We start from the raw sequence: 24,020 nt of genomic DNA on the forward strand, positions 1-24,020 counted from the left end.
CGTTCCTTTAACGGAGGGATGAATGAGCTTTATAGACCGTTTAACCGCCTCGATTCGGGGTGTCGAATTCCTGCTAAACACGGTCGATGGCAAGGGCGGCCGTCGTGCAATCCCCCGCGAATACCCCAAGCGCGAGAACGGCTGGACCGAAGACAACGGTGCCGTGCTGACCAACGAGCAGATCACCGGCAAGGTGGTCGGCCGCAATTACCTGGAAGAACTGCGCACTCTGCTCGATGCGCTGAACCAGCCAGGCACCTGCGAGATGATCCACCCCTGGTGGGGCGTGCGCACCGTCCAGGTCGGTGAAGTCAGCCACCGTCTCGACAACGAAGAAGACGGGGTGGCCTATGTCACCTTCACGGTGTGGGAGGCTGGCTCCCGTTTGTTCCCGAGCGCGGCCGTCGATACGGCGGCGACCATGGGCAATGCCGCCGGCGTGGCCCAAGCGGCGACCGAGCAATCCTTTGTCGATCAGTTCCTCACCGGCATCGACAACATGGGTCCCATGGTTGACACCTTCCTGGATGACCTGGACGAACTCACTAGAGGGCTGCCGACCCTGCCTGACCAGTTCCGCGAATGGACCGATCGCCTGCTGCGTACTAAGGACAGTGTCGGCTCGTTGCTGGCTTATCCTGGTGAACTGGCCCGCGAGATCACCGGCATCGTCGAAGACGTAAAGGGCGTGGTGACAGACCCGATCCGGGCGCTCTCTGTCTATGACCAGGTGAGCCGGCGCTGGGAAGGGATGCGCGCCGAGTTGGCGATCACCGGCGGGCTGCCGAGCGGCATCATCAGCGACGTCACCACCGGTACCGCATCATCGGTGCCCACCATCGATACCCCGACCGAGCAGAGCGCAGCCTTGGCCAATGGTGAGGCCTTCACCCGGCTGATTGACCGGGCCACCGCCGCATCTTCCGCCAGTGCTCTGGCCAGTACCAACCTTGGCACGGATCGCGCCTTCACCGCCGATCCCGCCGGCGCCGTCACCATCGGCAAGTCGCTGACCGGTGACCAGGTCAACAACCCGCTGAGCCGCCCGGTGGTGATGGATGGTGTGGTGGGTGCTGACCGCAACCTGCTGCTCACTGCAGATGATCTGGAGGCGATTGCCAACAAGCTGGCCGCCCGGCTGGCTGAGTTGGCCATGGCGGCGGTCGAAGCGGATGAGAGCACTGTGTGGCGCTCCCTGCGTGACTTGCGCCTGGCCGTGCTGAACGACAGCCGCGAGCGTGCTGCGCAGTTGCCGCGTCGTCGCGCTCTGGTGCTGGCCACCACGACTCCCTCTGCGCTGCTCGCCTGGCAGGAGTACGGCAACACCGAGTACCGTGATCGGCTGGTCAGCAGCAACAACCTGCGTGATCCGGCCTTCATCACGCCCACTACCAAGGTGGAGGTGATCGATGGCTGAACCCATTACCCTGCGCGTCGATGGCCAGCTCTATAGTGGTTGGCAGAAGGTGCGGATCACCCGCAGCCTGCGCGATATCGCCGGCGACTTTGAGCTCCGCCTGACCCGTAAGTGGGACGATGCCAAGGCCATGGCCATCAAGCCGCTGAGTGCCTGCACCGTCTCCATCGGCAGTGACCTGGTACTGACCGGCTATATCGACGATTTCATCCCCAGCTACGACGCCCGCGAGGTGGAGTGGGTAGTGAGCGGGCGCAGCAAGACCAGCGACCTAGTGGACTGCTCGGCCATCTACAAGAGCGGCCAGTGGCAGAACGCAGCGCTGGATCGAGTAGCCAGGGACATCTGCACCCCGTTCAAGATAGAGGTGGTGGTGGAGTGCGATCTGGGGGATGCCTTCCCCCGTGTCACCATCGAGCAGGGTGAGAGCTGCTTCGAGCTGCTCGACCGCTTGGCCAAGCAGCGGGCCGTGCTGCTGACCACCAACGAGAAGGGCCAGCTTGTGCTGACGCAGGCCAGCGATCAGGACATGGGTGCCAGCTTCATCCTGGGTGAGAACATCCTGGCCGCCCGGGGCAACTTCAGCATGCGGGATCGGGCCTCTGAGTGGATCGTGAAGGGCTCCAGCTACGGCGGCGGCTCGACCTGGGACGCTACGGCGCCATCTACCCTCGGCGGCCAGAAGGCCACCGTCACCGATCCAGCCGTCACCCGCTATCGCCCCCGCATCATTATCGCCGAGGACGTCACCACTGTGGCCGGCGCCAGCAAGCGTGGCCAGTGGCAGAAGCAGCGCAGCATCGGCGAAGGCACTCAGACCGAGATCACCGTGGCCGGCTGGCGCATTCAGGGGCTGCAGGGCGACAGTGGTGCACTCTGGCGCATCAACCGCATGTGCCCCATCAAGGACGAGATCCAGGGGCTGGATGATCGCTGGCTCATCGTCACCGTCAGCCTGATGGAGGACGACAAGAACGGCCGTGAGGCCATCATCAATCTGATGCCCAGGGAGGCCATGTTGATCCCGGCCGAGGTCGCCAAGAAACAGACCAAAGAGGTGACGACATGGCAATAACTATCCGCGATGTGATGAAAATTGTGGAGCCCATCAAGCGCCGGGTCCGCCTGATTGCCGATCGCGCCATCGTCACCCTGGTAAACGATGCCCTGCAGCGCCAGAACCTGCAGCTCAAGGTGCTGGCAGATGAAGGCGCCGATGACGTGGAGCGTTTCCAGAACTACGGCCATTCCAGCGTGCCGCCCGCAGGGTCTGAGGCCATCGTGCTGGGCGTCGGTGGCGCTCGTGCCGGGATGGTCGCCATCGCAGTGGAAGACAAGACGGTACGGCCGAAAGACTTGGAGGCGGGTGACAACTGCCTATACCATCTGGAGGGTCACCGCATCATCCTACGCAAGGACGGCCTGCTCGAAGTCGAAGCGAAAACCGTCATTATCAATGCCTCCGAGAAACTCACCATCATGTCCCCTGATACCGAAATTCAGGGCCCGCTGCATGTCACCGGTGAGATCACATCCGATACCGATGTGAAGACCGGCACCACATCGCTCAAGGGCCACAAGCACAACGAATCGGGTGGAGGCCAAACATCTCCCCCTGTGTGAGGGGCGATGACCACAGCCATCATCTGGAACAACGAAACCGGCCGAGGGGATATCGAGATCACCTCGGCCGGTTTGCGTCAGGATGACGGGCTGCAGACCCTGGTGCTGCAAGTGCTCTTCACCGATGCCCGCGCCGACGAGTCGGACGAACTACCCGATGCCAGCGGCGATCGCCGTGGCTGGCCAGGCGACACCTTCGTCGACGAGCCCTGGGGCAGCAAGCTCTGGCTATTGGCACGTTCCAAACTCACCACCGATGTGCGCAACAAGGCCGTGACCTACGCACAAACGGCCCTCGACCGCCATTTAAAGCCCGATTACGCCAAGCAGATCGTCGTCGCCGGCGCCATTCCTCAGCTCCAGATGCTGCAGCTCGATATCGCCATCATCCGCCCCGACGAGAGCACCATGACCATGAACATCAAGCAACGCTGGGAGGCGCAGGCCAATGCCGTATAGCGTCCCCACTCTGCGCCAGCTCATCGCCAGCGGCCTGCTGGATCTCGAATCCAGCCTGGATACCGTGCTGCCCAAGTTCGGCATCGAGCAGGCCATCAACAGTGCCGTTTCGGCGGCCATCCGCGATGTTTACGATCACCAGATGTGGATCGTGCGCCAGATCATCCCCACCACCGAATCGGAAGACCAAACCATCATCGAGATGGCCCAGTTCGAAGGGGTGATCCGTAAGCAGGCAACCTATGCCTCCGGCCCGGCCACGCTTAGTGGCACCGTGCCTGCGCCAGTCGGCACCGTACTGCAGCACAAGGATGGCCGCCAGTACGCGGTTACCGGAAGCAGTCTTCCCAGTGGTGGCACCGTGGCCGTACAGATGCAGGCCACCCTGGTGGGAGCTGCTGGCAACCTGGCCGCTGGCGAACAGCTAACCCTGGTCACGCCGGTTTCTGGCCTGCAATCCAATGGCACCAGCGGCGATATCATCGGTGGTGCCGATATCGAGCCTATCGATCAGCTTTTGGAACGGCTGTTGTTCCGCAAGCGCAACCCGCCCATGGGCGGCACCGTGACCGACTACGTGGCCTGGATGAGAGAAGTCCCAGGGGTGACTCGTGCTTGGGCCTATGACGCCTGGCAGGGCGGAGGCACCGTCGGGATCGGCTGGGTTTATGATGACCGAGTCGATATCGTGCCGACCCCAACCGACCAAGCAGAAATGTTGGATTACCTGTTCCGTCACCCCGACCCGGCGACTGGCGTCGATGTCGGCCGCCCGGGCGGCATCGAACCAATTCCGGTCGGCCCAGTGCTCAAGACGACCAATCTGGCCATCACGCCAACCCCTGACAACGTCGATATCCGTGCCGCTATCGAGGCCAACCTGAATGGCTATGAGCGCACGCTACAGCCCGGGGAGACCTTGCTGGTAAGTGGTGTGAGAACGGCCATCGGCTCGGCTGCAGGTGTTGATGATTACACCCTGGATCTGGCCGCCGACGTGCCGGCGACTGCGGAAGAACTGAACGTTATCGGGGTGATCACATGGCCCACTCTGTAGAAGAGTGGGGAGATACCCTCCTCAAGCAGATGCCACGCGGCCGCGCTTGGCCGCGCGATCCTGAGGCGTTCTTGCCAAAGTATGCGCTCGGCTTTGCCAAGCGATTGGCAGAGCTTGAGCTGAGTGGCGAGCAGTTGCTGCTTGAAATGCGCCCTGAAACCACGGTGCAGCTATTGCCTGAGTGGGAGGTCTATCTTGGCCTGCCTGAGTGCAACATTACCTATCAGACATTCGAACAACGTCGCGCCGCCGTGGTGGAGAAGTATCACCGCAAAGGCGGCCTTGCTACATGGCAAATCGAGTTTATTGCCGCAGCGCTTGGGTATGAAGTCAAGGTGTATGAGCAGTGGCCGCATAACGTGCTGCGCGATGTTACCTACCCAATTTATCCGGACTCCACCCGTTTTGTTCTTCGCGTCGATGTCATTGGCATCCCAGAAGACCTTTTTACCGTTCTCGATGATGTGCTTACTCCGTTGCGGGGTCAGGCATCACTGATTCTTGAGTGTGTTCTTAACCGCCTGAAATTGGCCGGTTTTTACTATGACTTTAACTATGAGGTGTAGCTATGTATTGGCCTGATCGTGGAAGTGGTGTGCCTGATGAACCTGCCCGTCGTCCTGTGGCTTCTTTGATTCGTCAATATTTCACTGAGGGTGGGCTTGGTCAAGCACCAACCATACCTGGAGCAGACTGGTTTAATCAGGTAACAAATGAGCTTTTAAATGTACTGGCAGAGGCCGGTATAGATCCAAGTAAAAGCGATGATAGCCAACTAACTCAGTCTATCTATGCTCTGCAAACCAACTGGTTCGGAGTTAGCGCTGGTGCATCAAGGGTTGGTACTCATGGTGGTGATAATGTTCAGCATGTGCTTGATGATATTCATGGTGGTGTAGATGTAAGACACATTGTGTCTGATCTTGATGCTAATAATAGAAATGCGATTTTCAATCACGTTGGTAAGGTCTTCGTTCCACGTGATGTTGTTGTTCGTTGTAATCTTAATCCTGATGACGATGTTAGAAAGTTTGTTGGTTTCGGAACTGTAATCACTACTGATCAATGGGGTAACGAACACGCATTGAGCATCTCTGCAGTAAATCAAGGTCCTACCTTGACTGCAAAACAGATGCTTTCTCGTGCAAATGTTGCTTTGGGAACTATGGCCGCTTTAAGGGTCGGTTGCATTGGAGACAGCATCAGTGACGGAGCATGGGCTGGGGCGTTTACATCGCCAAATCCTACTGATGCTAATGGAGACCTTTCTTCAAGTAACTATACGCATGGAGCAAGTGAGGCTACTGGAAGCAAATCCTGGTTTTCATTGCTTATCAACAATATGATCGGCTTGGCAGGTCATAATCTTGAACATCCGCGAGCTATGTTTACCCCTTGCAATGCTGCATCCAGTGGTAAGTCTCTTGCTACAGGATGGGCATATCGTAATTTTGATTTTGGTTTTTTCCAAAATCAAGCCTATGGAAAGAAGGCTCCAGATGTTCTGTTTATTAGCATGGGGACAAATGATGTAGAGGCATTCAGAACCCCATCTCAACAGGATGTTTTTTTGGATCAGTGTGATGCTTTGGTTGCTAAGGCTGCTGGTTATGGTTGCAAGGCTGTATGCTTTGTCGCTATGACTCATTGGCACTCACTTGCTTCAAGTTTTTATGAAGCTACTTTCAAGCACATATCTTCTGTGAAACCAACAGTGGATTTTATCAATGCAGCCAAATATTTGGAGGATTACAGTAACGCCTCAGAAGGCAGTTACACCAGTTCTTGGCAGAAGGTTCCTGCTATTGGCGGTGGTTTTGACCCAGTACACCCATCGACTGATGGCCATAAAATTCTTGCAGGCGCAGTTGCATTTGAATTGATGAACGATCGGTTTTCTGTCGTTTCAGATGGTTCTAGATTCGTTGCTGCTCAAGCTGGTCGCGTTCAGGCGTGGACCGCTCCAAATGATCAATTAACCCCATTTGGTGTAACTGTTTCTGACCCTTGGCTTCTCCCTGAACTTGGTTGGCCTATCTATCAAACCAACCCAGGATCTTCCGGGCTGGATGTCACTATCAGGCACTTTTTATGGTGCAATGAAGAACTTGATTTAAGGCTTATCGAGCCTAAAACCCCATTGTGGCCATCCGGCGCATCGAAGACCTCCATCATTAATATTATGCGTGGTTCATATGATGAATCTTCAGTCTCTTCTGAGCCACTTGCATCGACTGGTAATGACATACCTTCATATTTATCAACCGTGGTCAAAAAGCTCCCTATGGGAATGAACATTATTGATGTTGTTTATCATAACGTCATAAACGTTTATGCCCCAATCATGGAGTTTTCTTGCTCTCGTTACACAGATCTTTCTGTCGGGCCGTTTGCAATCAACATCCCTGCATCTACTGCCAGACTGTGTCGTCAGTCTACTGAGCTAGAACGCTTGTCTCAGCAAGATGTAAGGCTTCCAAGCCTTGGCGCTGATTGGCTTGTTACAGTGCTTTGTGAGCAGATCCCTTCCGGTGTGGCACTGCTTGGTTGGTTTGATATTTATGCCGGTACTGCCTACGCAGTCCTTAAGGTAAGTGCCACTGAAGTACATGTCTGCTCTGTTACAAGTGGCATTGTAATGACTGTCATTCAGTCTGTTTCTGGTGATTTTTCAGGCGTCTTTTCTGTTCATTTTGTGCAAACACTATCAGGTGGATTGGTTCAGATAGAGGATTCATCCCTGGCTTCCCACTCTATACCTGTTGCAAATTGTCGTGGTGGCAGTATCGGTCTGGCTAATACAACATCCGCGCCATCTCGTGTTCGGATACATGGCTATCGTGTAGAAATTCCCACTGATAATGGCACCATAAACTTCTAATCTGCCCCCAACCCCTCCCGCAATTACTGGTGAATTGATCACTCCCCCTGCTGATCAATTCACCAGCCTCTATTGATCAATTCACCAGCGCGGCTACAGCGGCTGTTGCTGTCGTCCCTCGGCATACTCGGGGGGATAGCCCTGGTCATAGCGGGGCGCCCCCCGCAAGGAGACAAATCATGATAAAGATGGTCATACTGCTGCTCGGTTGCACCCTCTGCGGCGGCCTGCTCGCCGCCAATCCGGACAAACAGACCCATAAGGCCGGACTGGACAGAGCCTGTATCAACGCCCGCCAACAGCAGACGGTGCAGGACAAGCAGCAACTCATCGATGCCTGCGTCAGGGCGGGGGGCAAGGCGAGCCGATGTCAGCAGCAATACGCCAGCGTCGGCCAGCGCACCGGCAACGAGCGCCCCTATGTGTCGCCCCTGGCCCCCTGCCAGCAGGCCGAGGCTTACCGCAAGAGCAACCGGCAATGAGCCGAAGACAAGGAGAGAGCATGACCCCACCCCGCGAGCTGACCCTGCAGTTCCTGGCCGAGCCCGCCGACGTCAACTTCGGCGGCAAGGTGCACGGCGGCATGGTGATGAAGTGGATCGATCAGGCGGGCTACGCCTGCGCCGCTGGCTGGTGCGGTGGTTATGCCGTCACCGTCTACGTGGGGGGCATCCGCTTCCTGCGCCCCATCCAGATAGGCCAGTTGGTGGAGGTGCACGCCCAGGTGATCCACACGGGCACCACCAGCATGCACCTGGCGGTGGATGTCTACAGCCGCCACCCGACCAGTCGGGATCGCCACAAGACCACCCACTGCATCATCATCTTCGTCGCCATGGACGAGCACGGCAAACCGGGCAAGGTGCCCCAGTGGCAGCCGGTGAGCGAGGGGGATCTGCAGTTGCAGCAGTACGCCCTGAAGCTCATGGCTTTGCGCGAGGAGATAGACAAGGAGATGCGTCAACATCTGTGAGGTCGCGCCCCTCAACCCGGGCGCGGCCCTGTATACTGGCCGCCAGGATCAGACGAGACGTGGAGAAGAGATGTCACTGGAAAACGCCCCCCCCGAGATCAAACTCGCGGTGGATCTTATCGAGCTGCTGGAAACCAACGAGATAGACCCGGCCCTGGCCTTGGCGGCGCTCGCCATAGTGCAAAGAGACTATGAGCGCAAAATCCAGCAGGCGGCGCACACCCAAGCAGATGGCACTGACCCCGACTGAAGGGAAAGTGCAAGGCTGAGCAGGCCGCGCTGGTGGCCGAACACTGGCAGATCTCATTTATCCAAGCGGCAGAGAGGAGACGTCATGACAGCACCCATCAGATTCGAGCAGGGTCGGCCCATGTTGCTGGGGGGCCTGCGTCGTCACCACCTGTTCTCGCAGGGAGATTTCGGCGGCCAGTGGCGGGACTTCGGTGCGCTCGCGCCCCTGCCTGGCCAGCTTGGTGAGCACGCCTACGGCGTCATCTGCGGCGCCGACGAGCAGGGCTGCGAATATATGTGTGCGGTGGAAGTGAGCGCCCAGGAAGTCCTGCCCCCCACCCTGGGCCGGATGCGCATCACTCCCCAGACTTACGCCGTCTTCCTGCATCAGGGCCACGTATCCACCCTGCCCCGGACCTGGCAGGGGGCGCTGGACTGGCTCGTGCAATCCGATTACGAATCCGCCCACAAGCCGGATTTCGAGCGCTACGGCCCCGAGTTTGACGCCGAAAGCGGCAACGGCGAAGTGGAAGTCTGGCTCGCAGTCTTGCCCAAACAGGCCATCGCCTGAACCACCACACACGCTCCAAACTTGATCAGCGCGGCCCCATCACTTCATCGCACAGGGCTATGAGGGCCTGGCTCAGGCTGTGAAGGGCCTCCCTCTCGCCCCCAAGGTGCAGGGCCAGCTCCACCGCCCCCATGGGGGGCCAATCTGTCAGCTCGACCTGATCCCCCAACATGAGTCGACTCGGCAACAGACTGACCCCTATGCCGGCGCTCACCGCCCCCTGCAGGCTGGCGAGGCTGGCGCTGACGTAGGCGATGCGCCAGCGCAGCCCCCGCTCATCCAGCGCCTCCGTCATCTGCCGCCGGTAGAGCCCCTCGCTCGGGAACACCACCAGAGGCACGGGATCCCGCTCGCGGGCGGGCCAGTCGCGGCTGTCGACCCAGGCCAGCGGCTCGCGCCAGCGGGCGACGGGATCCCCCTGTCCCCGCGCCTGCTTGACCAGGGCGAGATCCAGCTCGCCGGCCTCGAAGTCCCGCCAGATCTCGTGACTGAGGCCGCTGCGCACCTCCAGTCGCACGGCGGGGTAATCCCGAGCGAAGGCCGCCAGTACGGGGGCCATTGCACCGGCGGCGAAATCCTCCGGCACCCCGAGGCGCAGGGGCAGACTCGCCTCGCTTATCCTGTCCCGGGCCTCCTCCAGCAGCGCCAGAATGCGCCGCGCCAGCCCGAGCAGCTTCTCCCCGGCCACCGTGGTCACCACGGTGCGGCCGCTGCGGTCGAGCAGGGGGCAGCCGAGCTGCTCTTCGAGGCGCCGCATCTGCTGGCTGATGGTCGACTGGGTCAGGTGCACCCGCTCACCAGCCCGGGTGAAACTGCCACTCTCGACGATGGCGACAAAGCTGCGCAGCAGCTGGGGATCCAGAATGGGTCTCTCCATTTGGCCTCAATATCCATTTATAAAATCACTGATAGTCATTCTATCATTTAATTTCAAAATGAATTGGCGACCCGCTAGGCTCCCTCCATCCCCTTCTCTGCCCAGGATGACCCCATGTCGCCCCACCCCCAATCCGGTACCAGCCTCGTCAACTCCCTCACCGCCCTCACCGGCCCCAGCCATCAGGAGTGGCTGGAGCAGGCGCTGCACCTGGCCCTGACCCATCGCCAACAAGGGGGGCGCCCCTTCGCCGCCCTGCTGGTGAAAGAGGGCAAGCTGGTGGCGAGCGCGGTGAACCGCATGCTGGAGGCGGGGGATCCCACCCGTCATGCCGAGATGGAGGCGCTGCGGGAGGCGAGCCAGCAGGGGCCGCTCAAGGATGCCGTGGTCTACGCCAGCGGCCACCCCTGCCCCATGTGCCTGTGCGCCCTGGTGATGAACGGCATCAGCGCCGTCTACTACGCCTTCGATAATGCCGACGCGGCCCCCTTCGGTTTTGACAGCAGCGCCAGCTACGACAGGCTGCGACTGCCGCTATCCCCGCCGCCCCTGCCCCTCATCAAGCTGAAGAGCCCCATCCCGGCCTCTGCCCTCTACGGCAACCAGCATGAGTAAGGGCGGCAACCGGGCCCTGCTGGTGCTGGTGGTGCTGATCGGTATCAACCTGCGCCCCTTCCTCACCGCCATAGGCCCCCTCGCGGGGCGCATAGATGCCCGCCTCGCCATGGGCATGGATCAGCTCGCCTGGGTCACCCTGCTGCCCCTGCTGCTTATCGGCGTCGGCGTGCTCTGCACCCCGGCTCTGCTTCGCCGCAGCAGTGCCGGAGCCCTGCTCGGGGCGGCCTTGCTGCTGCTCGCACTCGGCAGCGCCCTGCGCTTCGATCTCGCGAGCGGCGTCCTGCTGATTGCCAGCGCCGCCCTCTGCGGCCTGGGCTCGGCCCTGGTACAGGGGGTGCTGCCCGGCCTTATCAAGGGGGTCTTCGCCCAACGGGTGCCACTGGTGATGGGGATCTTCTCCGCCTGCATGATGGGGGGCGGGGCGCTGGGCGCCATCCTGAGCCCGCGCCTCGCCGCCGTCATCGACTGGTCGCGGGTGCTGGCGCTCTGGAGCCTGCCGGTGCTGCTGGCCCTGGCTTGGCTCGCCTGGCGGGTACGGCTGCCACGCCCGGCGCCGAACCCTCAGTCACAGACGGAGCAGCGCCTCGTCGCCCTGCCCCGCAGCTGGCTGCTGATCGCCTGCTTTGGCATCATCAACAGCGGCTACGGCATCGTCGTGGCCTGGCTGGCACCCTCGTACATGGCCCAGGGCTGGAGCGCCCAGGCGGGGGGAGAGCTGGTGGCCTGGCTGGCCCTGGCCCAGACCCTGAGCGGCCTGGGGCTGCCGCTGCTGGCGGCCCGCAAGCTGGACAGGCGCCCCTGGATGGGGCTCGCCATCGCGCTGCAGGTGCTGGGCTTTGGCGGCCTCTGGCTGGCCCCGCAAGCCGCCCCCATCCTCTGGTGCCTGCTGTGCGGCGCAGGGCTTGGCGGCAGCTTCTCCCTCATCATGGTCATCGCGCTCGATCACCTGCCGGATCCACGTCGGGCCGGCAGCCTGAGCGCCCTGATGCAGGGGTTTGGCTTCATGGTGGCGGCCACCGGCCCCTGGGTGGCGGCACGCCTGCATCACCTGAGCGGCGACTTTGCCAGCGCCTGGCAGTGGCAACTGGGCGGATTGGTGCTGATGAGCCTGCTGGTGCTGCGGCTCAACCCCTTGCACTACCCGAGCGCCATGCGCCTGTCCGTGACTGGCAAGACGGCCATATCCTTGCCCACCCAAAGCAATACACCGGCCTAGGGCCGGTGTATTGAGAAGGTTGCAAAGCGAATGACGGGGCGCCTTAGCGCCCCTTCTTCTGCCGTCCGCCCTGGTTGGTGCGCGGCTTGCCCGCGGCGGCTGGTTTGCCCCCCTTGGCCGGGGCGCCCTTGCCAGCGGCGCCTTTGGCGGCAGCTCCCTTGCCTGCACCGCCCTTGCCCGCCGGGCTCTTGTTCTCGAACGCCGCCGGACCCGGCACGTTGGGACGCCCGCCAATCTCGTGATCGTCGTCCCGGCGCGGCTTCTTGCCCTGCACCGTCTTGCCGCCCGCACCGCTTGGGGCCTTGGCCGCCGGCTTGTTGGCAGGCGCCGCCCCCTTGGCCGGTTTCACCTCGGAGGAGGAGTCTTCGATGAGCTTGAACAGCTCGATCAGCTCGTCGTCGGTGAGGTCGCGCCACTCCCCCACCGGCAGCCCCTTGAGGCTGACGTTCATGATGCGGATGCGCTCGAGCTTGGTGACCTCGAAGCCGAAGTGCTCACACATGCGGCGGATCTGGCGGTTCAACCCCTGCACCAGGGTTATGCGGAATACGAAGGGGGCTTCCTTCTTCACCTTGCACTTCTTGGTGACGGCGCCGAGGATGGGCACCCCGGCCCCCATGCCGCGGATGAATTCATCGGTCACCGGCTTGTCGACGGTCACCAGGTACTCTTTCTCGTGATCGTTGCCCGCCCGCAGGATCTTGTTCACCAGATCCCCGTGGTTGGTGAGGAAGATGAGCCCCTGGGAGTCCTTGTCGAGCCGGCCTATGGGGAAGATGCGGGTGCTGTGGTTGACGAAGTCGACTATGTTGTCCTTCTCCCCCGCCTCCGTGGTGGAGACTATGCCCACCGGCTTGTTCAGCACGATGAACACCAGGCTGTCCGCCTCCCGCGCCTCGATCACCTGACCGTTGACCTTGACCAGATCCCCGGCAAACACCTGATCACCTATGCCGGCGCGCTTGCCGTTGATGAAGACGTTGCCCTGCTCGATGAAGCGATCCGCCTCGCGGCGCGAGCAGATGCCGCTCTCGCTGATGTACTTGTTCAGGCGCATGGATTCATCGGCCAGCATGGGTCACCTGCCTGTGCTGAAGGGTCGAGAAAGGGGTCGGCTGGGCTGACCAGCACGTCGTCGGGTTAGTCTGCATAGAATTCCATCTTCAAGGAGGCAAGAAGCCTGCATCATCAAAAAACGCCGCTACAGTAGCATATTGCCCCGCATCCTTCCCCGGATACTTGGCATCCGTCTCCCCAAGGGGAGGATCGCCATCCCCACGAGCGCCTCGGTCACCGCTCAAGCCCCCTCGGGATCACCAAGACCATCCCTCTTCCATTCATGCATATTTGACACAATTTTTACCCAGGCCGGCTCACCCGAGGAAATCGCCACGACTCGCCCTGTGAGGGCGCAGTAGCGGCGCGACTCGCACCACACCGGTGCAAAACAGCAGAACTATTGCTTGCTATTTATTAATCAAAAATGCATAAAAAGATTTTCGCCAGCACGGATTATCTTGCCCGCCCGGCCGCCTCGGCGCCACCGGGGTCGGCAAAGATCGCAACCCTGCGATCACCGCTCATTCCCGCCATCGCGCAGCCATGTGGGTGCGGGGCATGATCGTCTCCGGCAAGAAGCCAAATGCATCATTCACGACAGGAGTTATCGATGAGTCATTCCCTCTCCCAGGCCGACTTTCTGGCCCAGGTGGCCAAGCGCAACCCCCATCAACCCGAGTTCATCCAGGCGGTGAGCGAGGTGGTCGCCTCCATCTGGCCCTTTATCGAGCGTCATCCCCGCTACCTGCAACACGGCCTGCTCGAGCGCCTGGTGGAGCCGGAGCGGCTAGTGCAATTCAGAGTCAGCTGGGTCGATGATCAGGGCCAGGTGCAGGTAAACCGCGGTTATCGCATCCAGCACAGCTCCGCCATCGGTCCCTTCAAGGGCGGCATGCGCTTCCACCCCTCGGTGGATCTCTCCGTATTGAAATTCCTCGCCTTCGAGCAGACCTTCAAGAACGCCCTCACCACCCTGCCCATGGGCGGCGGCAAGGGGGGCAGTGACTTTGATCCCAAGGGCAAGAGCGAGGGAGAGGTGATGCGCTTCTGCCAGGCGCTGATGCTGGAGCTCTATCGCCACCTGGGTGCCAACACCGACGTGCCGGCCGGCGACATCGGTGTCGGCGGGCGCGAGGTGAGCTACATGGCGGGCATGATGAAGAAGCTCACCAACAGCGCCGAGTGCGTCTTCACCGGCAAGGGACTCTCCTTCGGCGGCAGCCTCATTCGCCCGGAGGCCACCGGTTACGGCTTGCTCTACTTCGTCGAAGCCATGCTGGCCCACCGCGGCCAGTCTCTCGCGGGAATGACGGTGTCCGTGTCGGGCTCCGGCAACGTGGCCCAGTACGCCATCGAGAAGGCGATGGCCCTCGGCGCCAAGGTCGTGACCGCCTCCGACTCCGGCGGCACCGTCTATGATCCGGACGGCTTCACCCCCGAGAAGCTGGCTCGATTGATGGAACTCAAGAACGAGCAGCGCAAGCGGGTGGCGGATTACGCCCACGAGCTGGGGCTCGAGTTCTTCACCGGTCGCACCCCCTGGCACTTGCCGACCCAGGTCGCCCTGCCCTGCGCCACCCAGAACGAGCTGGACGCCGAAGATGCCGCTCTGCTGATCGCCAACGGCGTGCAACTGGTGGCGGAGGGGGCCAATATGCCCTCCAGCGCCGCCGCCATCCAGGCGTTCCATCAGGCCCGGGTGCTGTTCGCCCCGGGCAAGGCCGCCAACGCCGGTGGGGTCGCCACCTCTGGCCTCGAGATGAGCCAGAACGCCCAGCGCCTCTCCTGGACCCGGGAGGAGGTGGACGCTCGCCTCAAGGGGATCATGACCAGCATCCACGGCACCTGCGTGCGCTATGGTCAGGACGGGGAGCATCATGTGAACTACGAGAGCGGCGCCAACATCGCCGGCTTCGTCAAGGTCGCCGACGCCATGCTGGCGCAAGGGGTCTGCTGATCCCGGCGCCATAGCGGGGAAGGCTCCACGGCCTCCGATCACGAAGGGCAGCCCATGGCTGCCCTCTTCACATGCGTTTTCAGCAACTTCATACCTGTGCCTTTCGCATCCCACTTCACACTCCCTTCACCCGGCCATGACAGAGTGCCCGCTCTTTACACGGAGCGAGGACAATATGATGGTCAAGTGCGGCGTTTTTCTGATGGGGTTGGGGGTCGTCAGCTTTATGGCGTTCAGCCTGATCGGCTCCACCCTGGATGAAGAGGGGTTCTTGCATGAGCCCTTTCCCCTGCTCCCCCTCGGCTATCTGTTGTTGCTGGCGGGGGCGGGTGTGGCTATCCTCGGCGTGATCAGGGCGAGACGCCAGCAAGGGCGCTCACAGGCAAGCTGAACCAGTTGTCGTCATTCTCCGAACCTGCCCTGGGTATCAGAGGCTCGACGACTATCGACATCACAGGCTGTCTGCACTGCCTTTGTCTTCTAAATCAACATAAGCCGCCTTAGAGGTAGCGACTTATCTCGATAAGGTGCTGATCCGGGTCCAGGAAATAGACGGATTCAATGGGTCCGCAGGCACCGCTCTTGGTCACGGGGCCCTCCACTATCTCGACTCCGTGATGATGGAGTTGCGCCACCACCTGCTCAAGCGTCCAGTGGGTGATAAGGCAGATGTCCCCCGCCCCCACCTGGGCCAGGTTGCGCGGCTCCTGCCCCAGCAGTTGCAGATTGATCTTCTGGTTGCCAAAACGCAGGGCCCGCCGCCCGGCCCCGAAGGTGATGACCTCCATCTCCAGCACCGAGCTATAAAACGCGACCGAGCGCTCTATGTCGCTCACCGTCAACACCAGATGGTCGATATGGCTGATCATGCTGCCTCCTTGGCGCCGAATATCCTTTCTCATCCTACGCCAGAATAATCGGCAGAACTGTGCGAAAGCGCAGGCTCTCTAAATTTCATTAAATGCTTTTAAAATCTTAATCTTATGGTGATCATCCGCTGCATTACGGTGTCGTTTGAGGTAAGGTTGCATCCCAGATGATCGGAGTCGACCATGACCCTTATTGCCAACCCAGATGACCAGACAATAGGGGGAAACCAGGGTCGACATCACCACGCGGAGGCATGGGGTGGCGTTAGGAAAGCCTTGGACAGAAGAAGAGTTGAGGGCGGCGATTGCGGCTTACAGCGAGATGCGCAAGAAAGAGCGCGCAGGCGAGCCTTATACAAAGCGGCACTATTACGCCGAGTTGGCCGAGCGATTCGGGCGCACCGAGAAAGCTTTCGAGTTTCGGATGCAGAATATCTCCTACCTCTACGCCTTGCTGGGCCTGACCTGGGTCTCTGGGTTAAATCCTCTCAAAAATATTGGCCCTCAGCATACCCCCATTCTGGAGTGCCTCATCTGTGAGCTGGAAGGCCTGCCCTATACCGGGCTCGCCGAGTTTGAGCACAAGGTCATCGCCTATCAGGCAAGACCCGACCCCCTACCCCCAGCAGGTATTCAAGATCCCAAACCGCTCTATAGCGCTGCAACTAGCTATGTACGCGACCCTAAGGTCAAGGCCTGGGTCTTGATGACAGCGGCGGGTCTGTGTGAATGCTGCGATAAGCCAGCCCCCTTCACCACAACCACAGGAGCCCCCTTCCTGGAGGTCCACCACCTGCGCACCCTGGCGGACGGAGGCTCAGACACCATCGGCAATACGGTGGCCCTCTGCCCCAACTGTCACCGAGCCTTGCACTATGGCGCCGACCAGGGGGTGTTGAGAGAGGCGCTTTATCAAAAGCTGGTACGACTGGTTCGAGAATAGGGGAACCACTTTCTATCTCCCCACTATGCCCCCAGACGGGCCCTTAGCGAATGCCCAGCGCCTGCTGCAGGCAACACGCATTTCTCACCTCGCTCGCCGGGCGTTTATTGAGTACCCCATGGAGATGGGCAGGGCATAAGATCGAGCGCCTTTAGCTATCCCCATGATTTTTAAGTGGGAATGTTTGGGTCCAAGAAAAGAGTTCATGGATGCAAAGTGCATCAAAAGGAGAGAAATCAGCACTAAATCCCAGCGCCGACACCCATTTTGGCACTTACCCCTGGCCATTTTTTCATGGTCCTCATGTACAATCGGCACCCCAGCCTGACCACCCAACCCGCCCTGTCAAACCGCCCTATTCCTGAGTGAATGAACGTGACCGCGACCCACACCATGCTCGACAGCTCTTACAGCCAGGATCTGGTCTTCTTCTCCATTCTGGTGGCCGTCCTCGCCTCCTATACGGCCTTGAACATGACGAGCAGGGTGAGCCAAAGCAAGGGCCGCGCCGCCGCGCTCTGGCTCGCCGGTGGCGCCTTCGCCATGGGGCTCGGCATCTGGTCCATGCATTTCATCGGCATGCTCGCCTTCAATCTGCCCATCGCCCTGGGCTACGATCTGGTGCTGACCGGGCTCTCTCTGGTGGCCGCCATCGTCTCATCGGCCTTCGCGCTCTGGCTGGTGAGCAGGCCCCAGTTGCCCTGGCGCCATATTGTCATCGGCGCCCTGCTGATGGGGGCCGGCATCGCCAGCATGCACTACATCGGCATGGCCGCCATGAAGATCATGCCCGGCATTCATTACCATGTCGGCCTCGTCATACTCTCCATCGTCATCGCCGTGCTCGCCTCCGGCGCCGCGCTCTGGATAGCCTTTCGCCTGCGCGACAGTCATCAGCGCGCCTTCTTCAGCAAGGCCCTGGCGTCCCTGGTGATGGGGTGCGCCATCATAGGCATGCACTACACCGGCATGGCCGCCGCCGAGTTTCCGGAACACAGCCTGTGCGGCGCCCTCTACACCGGGCTCAATACCCAGTGGCTGGCCACCGTGGTCATCATCGTCACCCTGGCCGTGTTTACCATCGCCCTGGTGCTCTCCATGCTGGATGCCCACGCGGCCCGGCTCTCCGATTCTCTGCATCAGGCGCACGACGAGCTGCTCAAGCTGGCGCTGCACGACAGCCTGACCCAGTTGCCCAACCGCCTGCTGTTTGCCGATCGGCTGGAGCAGCGCATCTCGGAGTGCCGGCATAGCCAAGACAGCTTCGCCCTGCTGTTTCTCGACCTGGATGGCTTCAAGATCATCAACGATGCCCATGGTCATCACACCGGGGATCGGCTGCTGGCGCAGGTCGCACAGCGGATCAAGGGGTTGCTCGGCGCCAACGACTGCGCCTCCCGTTTTGGGGGAGATGAGTTTGTGCTGGCCCTGGCGCCTGGGGAGCAAGCGCAAACCAGTGCGTTTGCCGAGCGCCTATTGGCGAGCCTGGCCCAGCCCTATGCCTGGGAGCACCACAGCCTGCACGTGACCGCCAGCATAGGCATCGCCGTCTATCCCCAGGATGGCACCAGCCTGCATGAGCTGACCCTGAACGCCGATGCCGCCATGTATCATGCCAAGAAGCGGGGACGCAACGACTACGACTTCTTCGACAGCGCCATGAACGCCAACGCTCACCAGCAGTTCTTGCTGCAACAGGAGCTGTGCCATGCGCTGGAGCGGGGGGAATTTTCCCTGCACTACCAACCCAAATATGACGCCCAAGAGGGCAAGGTGGTCGGTGCCGAGGCGCTGCTGCGCTGGCACCACCCGCTCCATGGCGCCATCTCCCCGGCCAGCTTTCTGCCGCTGGCGGAGAAGAGCCGACTCATCATCGCCATCGGCAACTGGGTGCTCGACGAAGCCTGCCGCCAGATGAGCCACTGGCGCGCCGCGGGCCACCACGACTGGAGCGTGGCGGTCAACCTCTCCACCATTCAGCTCGCCAGCCCGGGCTTGTTGGAGGAGGTGGAGGCCAGCCTGCGCCGCCATCGGCTGGAGGCCCGTCACCTGACCCTGGAGATCACGGAGTCCACCGCCATGGAGAATGCGGAGGAGAGCCTCATCATCCTCAATCGCTTGGCACAGCTGGGCATAGGGATCTCCATCGATGACTTCGGTACCGGCTACTCCAGCCTGCTCTATCTCAAGCGCTTCCCTGCCAGCGAGCTCAAGATAGACAAGGGCTTCGTCACCACCCTTGAGCAGACAAATGAGGATGCCACCATCATCAGTGCCATCATCGCCCTGGGACAGGCCCTGGGGATGCGCATAGTGGCGGAGGGGGTGGAGACGGATTGCCAGCGCGCCCTGCTGACCGCCCTGGGTTGCGACACCCTGCAGGGCTATCTGCTCGGCAGACCCATGCCTGCGGAGCAGCTGCTGGCCCACTGTTCCCTAAACCAGGCGCCCTCGTTATGCCAGGCATAGCCAGGCGCCATTCGGGGGTTGCCTGGGGCAGGACGAAGATGGCGCTGGCAATCTCTCACAAGAGCCCTGTCACACTAATAAGGGAGCGAGCAGCCCCTTAGCACGGGATCCGCTCGATGCGGCCACCGCTTAGCTTGAAGAAGGCATCCTGGGGCAGTTCCTGACGCCAGGTGGTGCTGTAGTCTAAATCCGCGTAGTCACCGCGCAGCATGGCGCCGAGCAGGCCGTGGGAGACCACGATGGCACGCTCGGCGATGGTCGGATCCATCAGCCAGCCCCGGGCGCGGTGCTGGATGCTCTCGACACTCTCCCCCGCCGGGGCTTGCAGATACCAGTCCGGCTGGCTGATATCGAGACTGGGATACTCTTCCAGCAGATCCGGCACCCGGCAGCTCTCCCACTCCCCCATGCCGAGCTCCACCAACCGCTCATCCCAGACGATGCGTTCACTATCCAGCCCCAGTCGCTGACAGACGAACTCCGCCGTCTGGCGGGCGCGCCCCAACGGGCTGGCGTAGAGGGTCCAGCGCGCCGGCTCATCCAGGATCTCGCACAGGCGATCCCCCATGGCAATGGCCTGTGCCTCCCCCTTGGCGGTCAGATCCGAGTTGCAGCGTCCCTGCAAGCGTTGCTCGGCGTTGTAACGGGTCTGGCCGTGGCGCAGCAGATAGATGATGCGAGACATGATTTCTCCAACAGGTTCAACGAGATAAAACAAAGGGGCAGGATAGCAGATATCAGCCAAGGGGGAGGATGTGCGATGCCCTTCATTTTCCTGCTGAAGCATCACGCTCTGCTGACTCAGAAACCCGAGGATAGGACGACTTTATCTATGTCGACCCACCTATTGAGAACATCGAGAAGTACAGCTCCAACTTCACCTAGGTGGCGCAGGAATATACTCACGCCAACGGTATCTATATCTCTCTCCATCTCCTGCTGGTGGTAACCGGGAGGTGATTTAGCTTCAATAGATAGCCTTAATAACATTGACGGATATTACACATCAGCGTTTTCACGTGGACTTTAATTAACAAACTGGTTATTAAACACCCATGTTTTTTGTCATTCGCGAGACCTCATAAAAATTAACAATCATTCATAAATGCAAACAATTGAGAGTGGCCGAAAGGTATTCATAAGAATACCAAGCATGGTTTGATATCTAAAAACAGTGAATGAATAGGTGAAAATAGGTCTCAAATGCAGTATAAACGAAAGCCTGCGACAATTTGTGACCGAGCCAGCCATGAATGATAGAATAGACAACAAGCTCAGTGCCAGACATGAGATAACGTATCGCGAGAATGAGATAGACCTCTATGAGTTAATCTCACTAGTATGGAAGAAGAAATTCCGTATTTTACTCGTGACATGTATGTGTAGCTGCTTAGGGCTATTCTATGCCATGACGGCGTCCGAACAATGGACTGCCAACGCGACTATTTATCAACCCAAACCTCGAGATACTCTGGAATTGGATCGACTCAGAGCCATTTTGAATATACAAGGTCTGGCTGGCACAAAGAGCAATACTGCTATTTATGATGATTTTTTGTTGGAGTTTAAATCTTACAATAACGTAAGTGACTATCTGCAAACGACAGCTCAGTTTGAAAGCTATGTCAAGAACAATAATTTGAATGATGTAGAGAAACAAAGACTTTTGAGAACTTGGTCCGATTGGATGAAGATATCTCCAGAAGATAAGAAAGGGGAGCAACCGGGTATTCATCTCTCTTTCTCTTTCTTTGATAAGTCAGATACGCTACCAATGTTGACCGGTTATATTGACTATATTGTTGGGCTCCAGAGCAAAGAGCTATTTGAAATTTTGGAGAACAACAGAAATAGTCAAATTGAAAACCTTCGTTTAAAAATAAAACTGCGTACAGAGGATGCCAAACGCAACCTGGCAAGAGAGATCGAAGGTATTGAATACAGCATGAGCATTGCCAATGCTGCTGGAGTCAGCAAGCCATTGGAAAACTTCAACTATGGTGATCGTTTCCCCATCACGCTTGGGAAGAATGCGCTGGAAAGAAAGCTAGCCATACTCAAGTCATTAAAAATTGAAGACTACATGCCAGAAATTATGGAGTTAAAAGTACAACTAAATAGACTGGAGAACATCAGCTTCAATAATATGAAGCTGGTACCCTTCTCCTACCTGGACACACCGAGTTCACCATTGCGGCGTGACAAGCCCAAACGCCCGCTGATCGTCATCTTGGCGACAATGCTGGGTGGCATGTTGGGGGTTGGAATGGTGTTGGTTCAGCATGCTTTTCGCCAAGAGAAGAGACCACTGGCTGCAGGTTATGATTATCAACCTAAGTATGCCAAGGCGAGCTAATACGAACCTTCCATCAACGAATAAAAACGGCGCCCTAAGGCGCCGTTTCTTTTTTCCGCTCCGCTTTTGTTCTTACGGAATGTTCTCGCGGAACGGATGAACAAGCCGCGGCTTATTCCTCTTCCAGATAGGCGTAGCCTTGCAGACCCAGCTCCAGCTCGTCGAGCAGAGCCTTGCGGGTCGCGTCGTCCAGCGCCGGGTGGGAGGCGATCCGCTGGTAGTTCTCGCGGATGACGGAGGGATCGATGTTGACGTAACGCAGCAGCTGGTCAACGGTGTCGCCGCGCACCACGTTGCGAATGTCCATCTTGCCCTCTTCATCCAGCCACACTTCCGCACAGTGAGTGTCACCGAACAGGTTGTGCAGATCGCCGAGGATCTCCTGATAGGCGCCCACCAGGAAGAAGCCGATGTGGCACGCTTCGTTCGCACCGTACTCCGGCATCGGCAGAGTCTTCTCGACGCCGAGGCCGTCGACGTAGTGCTCTACCTGACCGTCTGAGTCACAGGTGATGTCCATCAGGATGCCGCGACGGCTGAGCGGGCGCTCGAGGCCGGCAAGGGGCATCACGGGGAACACCTGACCGATACCCCAGGCATCCGGCAGGGACTGGAACAGGGAGAAGTTCGCGAAGCACTTGTCTGCCAGCTTCTCGTTCAGCTCGTCGGCCAGGGCACGGTGGTTGCGGTTGACCGGGTTGAGCAATTCTTTGAGCGCCAGACAGGTGTTCTGGTGCAGCATCTCGGCCCAGGCGCGCTGCTCGAGGTTCAAGAGACCCATGGTGTACTGGGCGTTCACATCCCCAAGGTCTGCCACCGAGTCGTGGTAGATCTCCAGCAGGGAGGGATCCTCGGTGCGCAGATCCAGCCAGCCCTTCCACATGTTCTGCAAGATGGTGGGTGCGTCTTCGTCCGGCTCGCTGATGTCGTTCATCTCCACCCCTTCGGCCCCGATGATATCGGTGACCAGCACGGCGTGGTGGGCGGTCAGGGCTCGGCCGGACTCGCTGATGATGGTCGGGTGCGGCAAGTCGAACTCGCGGCACACATCGCCGATGCCCCAAACCACGTTGTTGGCGTATTCGGACAGGCTGTAGTTCGCGGAGCAGTGGCTCTGGGAGCGGGTGCCCTCATAGTCCACGCCCAGGCCGCCGCCCACATCGACCACGTCGATGGGCACGCCGAGACGGCGCAGCTCGGCGTAGAAGCGGCCGCACTCGCGGATGCCGCCCTGGATGTCGCGGATGTTGGCGATCTGGGAGCCCAGGTGGAAGTGCAGCAGTTGCAGGCAGTCCAGCTTGCCGAGGCCGCGCAGACGCTCCACCAGCGCCAGGATCTGGGAGGCGGAGAGGCCGAACTTGGACATGGAGCCGCCGCTCGATTCCCACATGCCGGAGCCGGTAGAAGCCAGCTTGGCACGCACCCCGATGTTGGGCTTGATGTTCAGACGAGCCGACTCGTCCAGCACCATTTCCAGCTCGGAGGGCTTTTCCACCACTATGTAGACCTTGTGGCCCATCAGGTTGCCCAAGAGGGCGTGGCGGATGTATTCACGGTCCTTATAGCCGTTGCAGACGATCACCGAGCCTTGCTCATGGTGATGGGACAACACGGCCAAGAGCTCCGGCTTGGAGCCCGCTTCCAGCCCAAGCCTCGGCTTGTCGCTGTAGGACTGACTGATGGTCTCGATGACGCGGCGCTGCTGGTTCACCTTGATGGGGTAAACGCACAGGTAGTCCCCCTCATAGGCGGACTTCTCGATGGCCTGACCGAAGGCGTTGAACAGCGCATCGACCCGGCTCTTGAGGATGTCGGGGAAACGCAGCAGTACCGGGGTGGTCAGCCCGGACTGGCGCAGCTGTTCGATGGCATCGGACAGCACGATCTGCGCCTCGGGACGAGACTTGTCGGGGGAGACGGTCACATGACCGGCGTCATTGATATTGAAAAAACCCGCACCCCAGTAGGGAACGTTGTAGACCTTCAAGGAGTCCTTGCTGGACCAGTTAGTCATGGGCTATGCCTCGCAAATGAGCGGCCAGTGGCCGCCTTCGTTACCCTCAATCACATCCAGACCATCTATTGCAAATCGCGGCAAGCCAAAGCTGCCTGCTGGAACCGGTCAGGGTCCGCGCCAGGGTGGCGACGTTCGCCATCCTCTGATCAGGGGTTTCCTGCCATCACATCCAGACCATCTGCAAATCGCGGCAAGCCAAGGCTGCCTGGTGGATCTTGGGGAAGTAACGAGTCTTGATGTGGGGCTGGTGGCTTTACATCAAGCTCAACGGTATACGGCGCCACTGTAAGGAGGCACCGCGGTACTTTGATGACAAGCGGCATCAGCCACGCCGTTTGTTCATCATTCGGCAGCCGTCGCGACGACGTAGGGAGGTGTCCAGGAAGAGAGGGAAGGCATCTGCACGCAACCGTGTTGTTAGACGACA

At 59.6% G+C, this 24,020-nt stretch carries 23 protein-coding genes; 18 read left to right on the plus strand and 5 right to left on the minus strand.

What is annotated here, in order from left to right:
• Window positions 1-22 precede the first annotated feature (22 nt).
• The 11 genes from ACRCYW_RS09310 to ACRCYW_RS09360 all read left to right on the plus strand — a co-directional run bounded on the left by ACRCYW_RS09310 (window position 23) and on the right by ACRCYW_RS09360 (window position 9,212).
• Window positions 23-1,417: a DNA circularization protein gene (locus ACRCYW_RS09310; protein ID WP_438549839.1), complete on the plus strand. Its 1,395-nt coding sequence runs from the start codon at window positions 23-25 to the stop codon at window positions 1,415-1,417.
• Entirely contained in the window at window positions 1,410-2,492 is a 1,083-nt protein-coding gene (locus ACRCYW_RS09315; protein ID WP_438549840.1) for a phage baseplate assembly protein, read from the plus strand. Before ACRCYW_RS09310 ends, ACRCYW_RS09315 begins: the two co-directional genes overlap by 8 nt.
• Window positions 2,483-3,040, plus strand: coding sequence for a phage baseplate assembly protein V (locus ACRCYW_RS09320; protein WP_438549841.1), 558 nt, complete (start codon window positions 2,483-2,485; stop codon window positions 3,038-3,040). The genes ACRCYW_RS09315 and ACRCYW_RS09320 overlap by 10 nt, the downstream gene beginning before the upstream one ends.
• 6 nt (window positions 3,041-3,046) lie before the next feature.
• Window positions 3,047-3,499 carry a phage GP46 family protein gene (locus ACRCYW_RS09325; RefSeq protein ID WP_438549842.1) on the plus strand — a complete coding sequence of 151 codons (453 nt, stop codon included), beginning with the start codon at window positions 3,047-3,049 and terminating at the stop codon, window positions 3,497-3,499.
• Window positions 3,489-4,556, plus strand: a complete 1,068-nt coding sequence (locus ACRCYW_RS09330) for a baseplate J/gp47 family protein (protein WP_438549843.1) — start codon at window positions 3,489-3,491, stop codon at window positions 4,554-4,556. Before ACRCYW_RS09325 ends, ACRCYW_RS09330 begins: the two co-directional genes overlap by 11 nt.
• A complete protein-coding gene (locus ACRCYW_RS09335) occupies window positions 4,541-5,122 on the plus strand; it encodes a YmfQ family protein (protein WP_438549844.1) in 582 nt (193 codons plus the stop codon). Before ACRCYW_RS09330 ends, ACRCYW_RS09335 begins: the two co-directional genes overlap by 16 nt.
• 2 nt (window positions 5,123-5,124) lie before the next feature.
• Entirely contained in the window at window positions 5,125-7,437 is a 2,313-nt protein-coding gene (locus tag ACRCYW_RS09340; protein ID WP_438549845.1) for an SGNH/GDSL hydrolase family protein, read from the plus strand.
• Window positions 7,438-7,616: 179 nt separating this feature from the next.
• A complete protein-coding gene (locus tag ACRCYW_RS09345; protein ID WP_438549846.1) occupies window positions 7,617-7,919 on the plus strand; it encodes a hypothetical protein in 303 nt (100 codons plus the stop codon).
• A 20-nt stretch (window positions 7,920-7,939) separates the two neighbouring features.
• The gene (locus tag ACRCYW_RS09350; protein ID WP_438549847.1) at window positions 7,940-8,410 is read left to right on the plus strand and encodes an acyl-CoA thioesterase; all 471 of its coding nucleotides are present in this window, start codon (window positions 7,940-7,942) and stop codon (window positions 8,408-8,410) included.
• A 70-nt stretch (window positions 8,411-8,480) separates the two neighbouring features.
• A complete protein-coding gene (gene rsmS / locus ACRCYW_RS09355) occupies window positions 8,481-8,660 on the plus strand; it encodes a pleiotropic regulatory protein RsmS (protein ID WP_438549848.1) in 180 nt (59 codons plus the stop codon).
• An 84-nt stretch (window positions 8,661-8,744) separates the two neighbouring features.
• Window positions 8,745-9,212 (plus strand): GyrI-like domain-containing protein, encoded by a 468-nt coding sequence (locus ACRCYW_RS09360; protein ID WP_438549849.1) that lies wholly within the window; start codon window positions 8,745-8,747, stop codon window positions 9,210-9,212.
• 25 nt (window positions 9,213-9,237) lie between these two features.
• On the opposite strand, the gene ACRCYW_RS09365 is transcribed toward ACRCYW_RS09360, so the two are convergent.
• Window positions 9,238-10,077 carry a LysR family transcriptional regulator gene (locus tag ACRCYW_RS09365; RefSeq protein WP_438550480.1) on the minus strand — a complete coding sequence of 280 codons (840 nt, stop codon included), beginning with the start codon at window positions 10,075-10,077 and terminating at the stop codon, window positions 9,238-9,240.
• A gap of 126 nt (window positions 10,078-10,203) precedes the next feature.
• On the opposite strand from ACRCYW_RS09365, the gene ACRCYW_RS09370 reads away from it, so the two are divergent.
• Window positions 10,204-10,704, plus strand: a complete 501-nt coding sequence (locus tag ACRCYW_RS09370) for a nucleoside deaminase (RefSeq protein WP_438549850.1) — start codon at window positions 10,204-10,206, stop codon at window positions 10,702-10,704.
• Window positions 10,697-11,923 (plus strand): MFS transporter, encoded by a 1,227-nt coding sequence (locus tag ACRCYW_RS09375; protein ID WP_438549851.1) that lies wholly within the window; start codon window positions 10,697-10,699, stop codon window positions 11,921-11,923. Before ACRCYW_RS09370 ends, ACRCYW_RS09375 begins: the two co-directional genes overlap by 8 nt.
• Before the next feature lie 43 nt (window positions 11,924-11,966).
• Here ACRCYW_RS09375 and rluF read toward each other — a convergent pair whose 3' ends face one another.
• Window positions 11,967-12,998, minus strand: a complete 1,032-nt coding sequence (gene rluF, locus ACRCYW_RS09380) for a 23S rRNA pseudouridine(2604) synthase RluF (RefSeq protein WP_438549852.1) — start codon at window positions 12,996-12,998, stop codon at window positions 11,967-11,969.
• Window positions 12,999-13,592: 594 nt separating this feature from the next.
• Between rluF and gdhA the strand changes: the two genes are divergently transcribed.
• Window positions 13,593-14,939 (plus strand): NADP-specific glutamate dehydrogenase, encoded by a 1,347-nt coding sequence (gene gdhA / locus ACRCYW_RS09385; RefSeq protein WP_438549853.1) that lies wholly within the window; start codon window positions 13,593-13,595, stop codon window positions 14,937-14,939.
• 175 nt (window positions 14,940-15,114) lie between these two features.
• Window positions 15,115-15,330 (plus strand): DUF3955 domain-containing protein, encoded by a 216-nt coding sequence (locus tag ACRCYW_RS09390; protein WP_438549854.1) that lies wholly within the window; start codon window positions 15,115-15,117, stop codon window positions 15,328-15,330.
• Between the two features lie 109 nt (window positions 15,331-15,439).
• Here ACRCYW_RS09390 and ACRCYW_RS09395 read toward each other — a convergent pair whose 3' ends face one another.
• A complete protein-coding gene (locus ACRCYW_RS09395; protein WP_438549855.1) occupies window positions 15,440-15,808 on the minus strand; it encodes a VOC family protein in 369 nt (122 codons plus the stop codon).
• 259 nt (window positions 15,809-16,067) lie between these two features.
• Here ACRCYW_RS09395 and ACRCYW_RS09400 point away from each other — a divergent pair, with 259 nt between their 5' ends.
• Entirely contained in the window at window positions 16,068-16,751 is a 684-nt protein-coding gene (locus ACRCYW_RS09400) for an HNH endonuclease (RefSeq protein WP_438549856.1), read from the plus strand.
• A 375-nt stretch (window positions 16,752-17,126) separates the two neighbouring features.
• Window positions 17,127-19,220 carry a putative bifunctional diguanylate cyclase/phosphodiesterase gene (locus tag ACRCYW_RS09405; RefSeq protein WP_438549857.1) on the plus strand — a complete coding sequence of 698 codons (2,094 nt, stop codon included), beginning with the start codon at window positions 17,127-17,129 and terminating at the stop codon, window positions 19,218-19,220.
• Window positions 19,221-19,317: 97 nt separating this feature from the next.
• Here the strand turns inward: ACRCYW_RS09405 and ACRCYW_RS09410 are convergent, their stop codons facing one another.
• Window positions 19,318-19,905, minus strand: a complete 588-nt coding sequence (locus tag ACRCYW_RS09410) for a histidine phosphatase family protein (protein WP_438549858.1) — start codon at window positions 19,903-19,905, stop codon at window positions 19,318-19,320.
• A gap of 564 nt (window positions 19,906-20,469) precedes the next feature.
• On the opposite strand from ACRCYW_RS09410, the gene ACRCYW_RS09415 reads away from it, so the two are divergent.
• Window positions 20,470-21,576, plus strand: a complete 1,107-nt coding sequence (locus ACRCYW_RS09415; protein WP_438549859.1) for an LPS O-antigen chain length determinant protein WzzB — start codon at window positions 20,470-20,472, stop codon at window positions 21,574-21,576.
• Window positions 21,577-21,688: 112 nt separating this feature from the next.
• On the opposite strand, the gene speA is transcribed toward ACRCYW_RS09415, so the two are convergent.
• A complete protein-coding gene (gene speA, locus ACRCYW_RS09420) occupies window positions 21,689-23,590 on the minus strand; it encodes a biosynthetic arginine decarboxylase (protein ID WP_438549860.1) in 1,902 nt (633 codons plus the stop codon).
• Window positions 23,591-24,020 lie beyond the last annotated feature (430 nt).

Origin of the sequence: Aeromonas sp. (genome assembly GCF_051657805.1) — a bacterium.
Classification (GTDB): domain Bacteria; phylum Pseudomonadota; class Gammaproteobacteria; order Enterobacterales; family Aeromonadaceae; genus Aeromonas.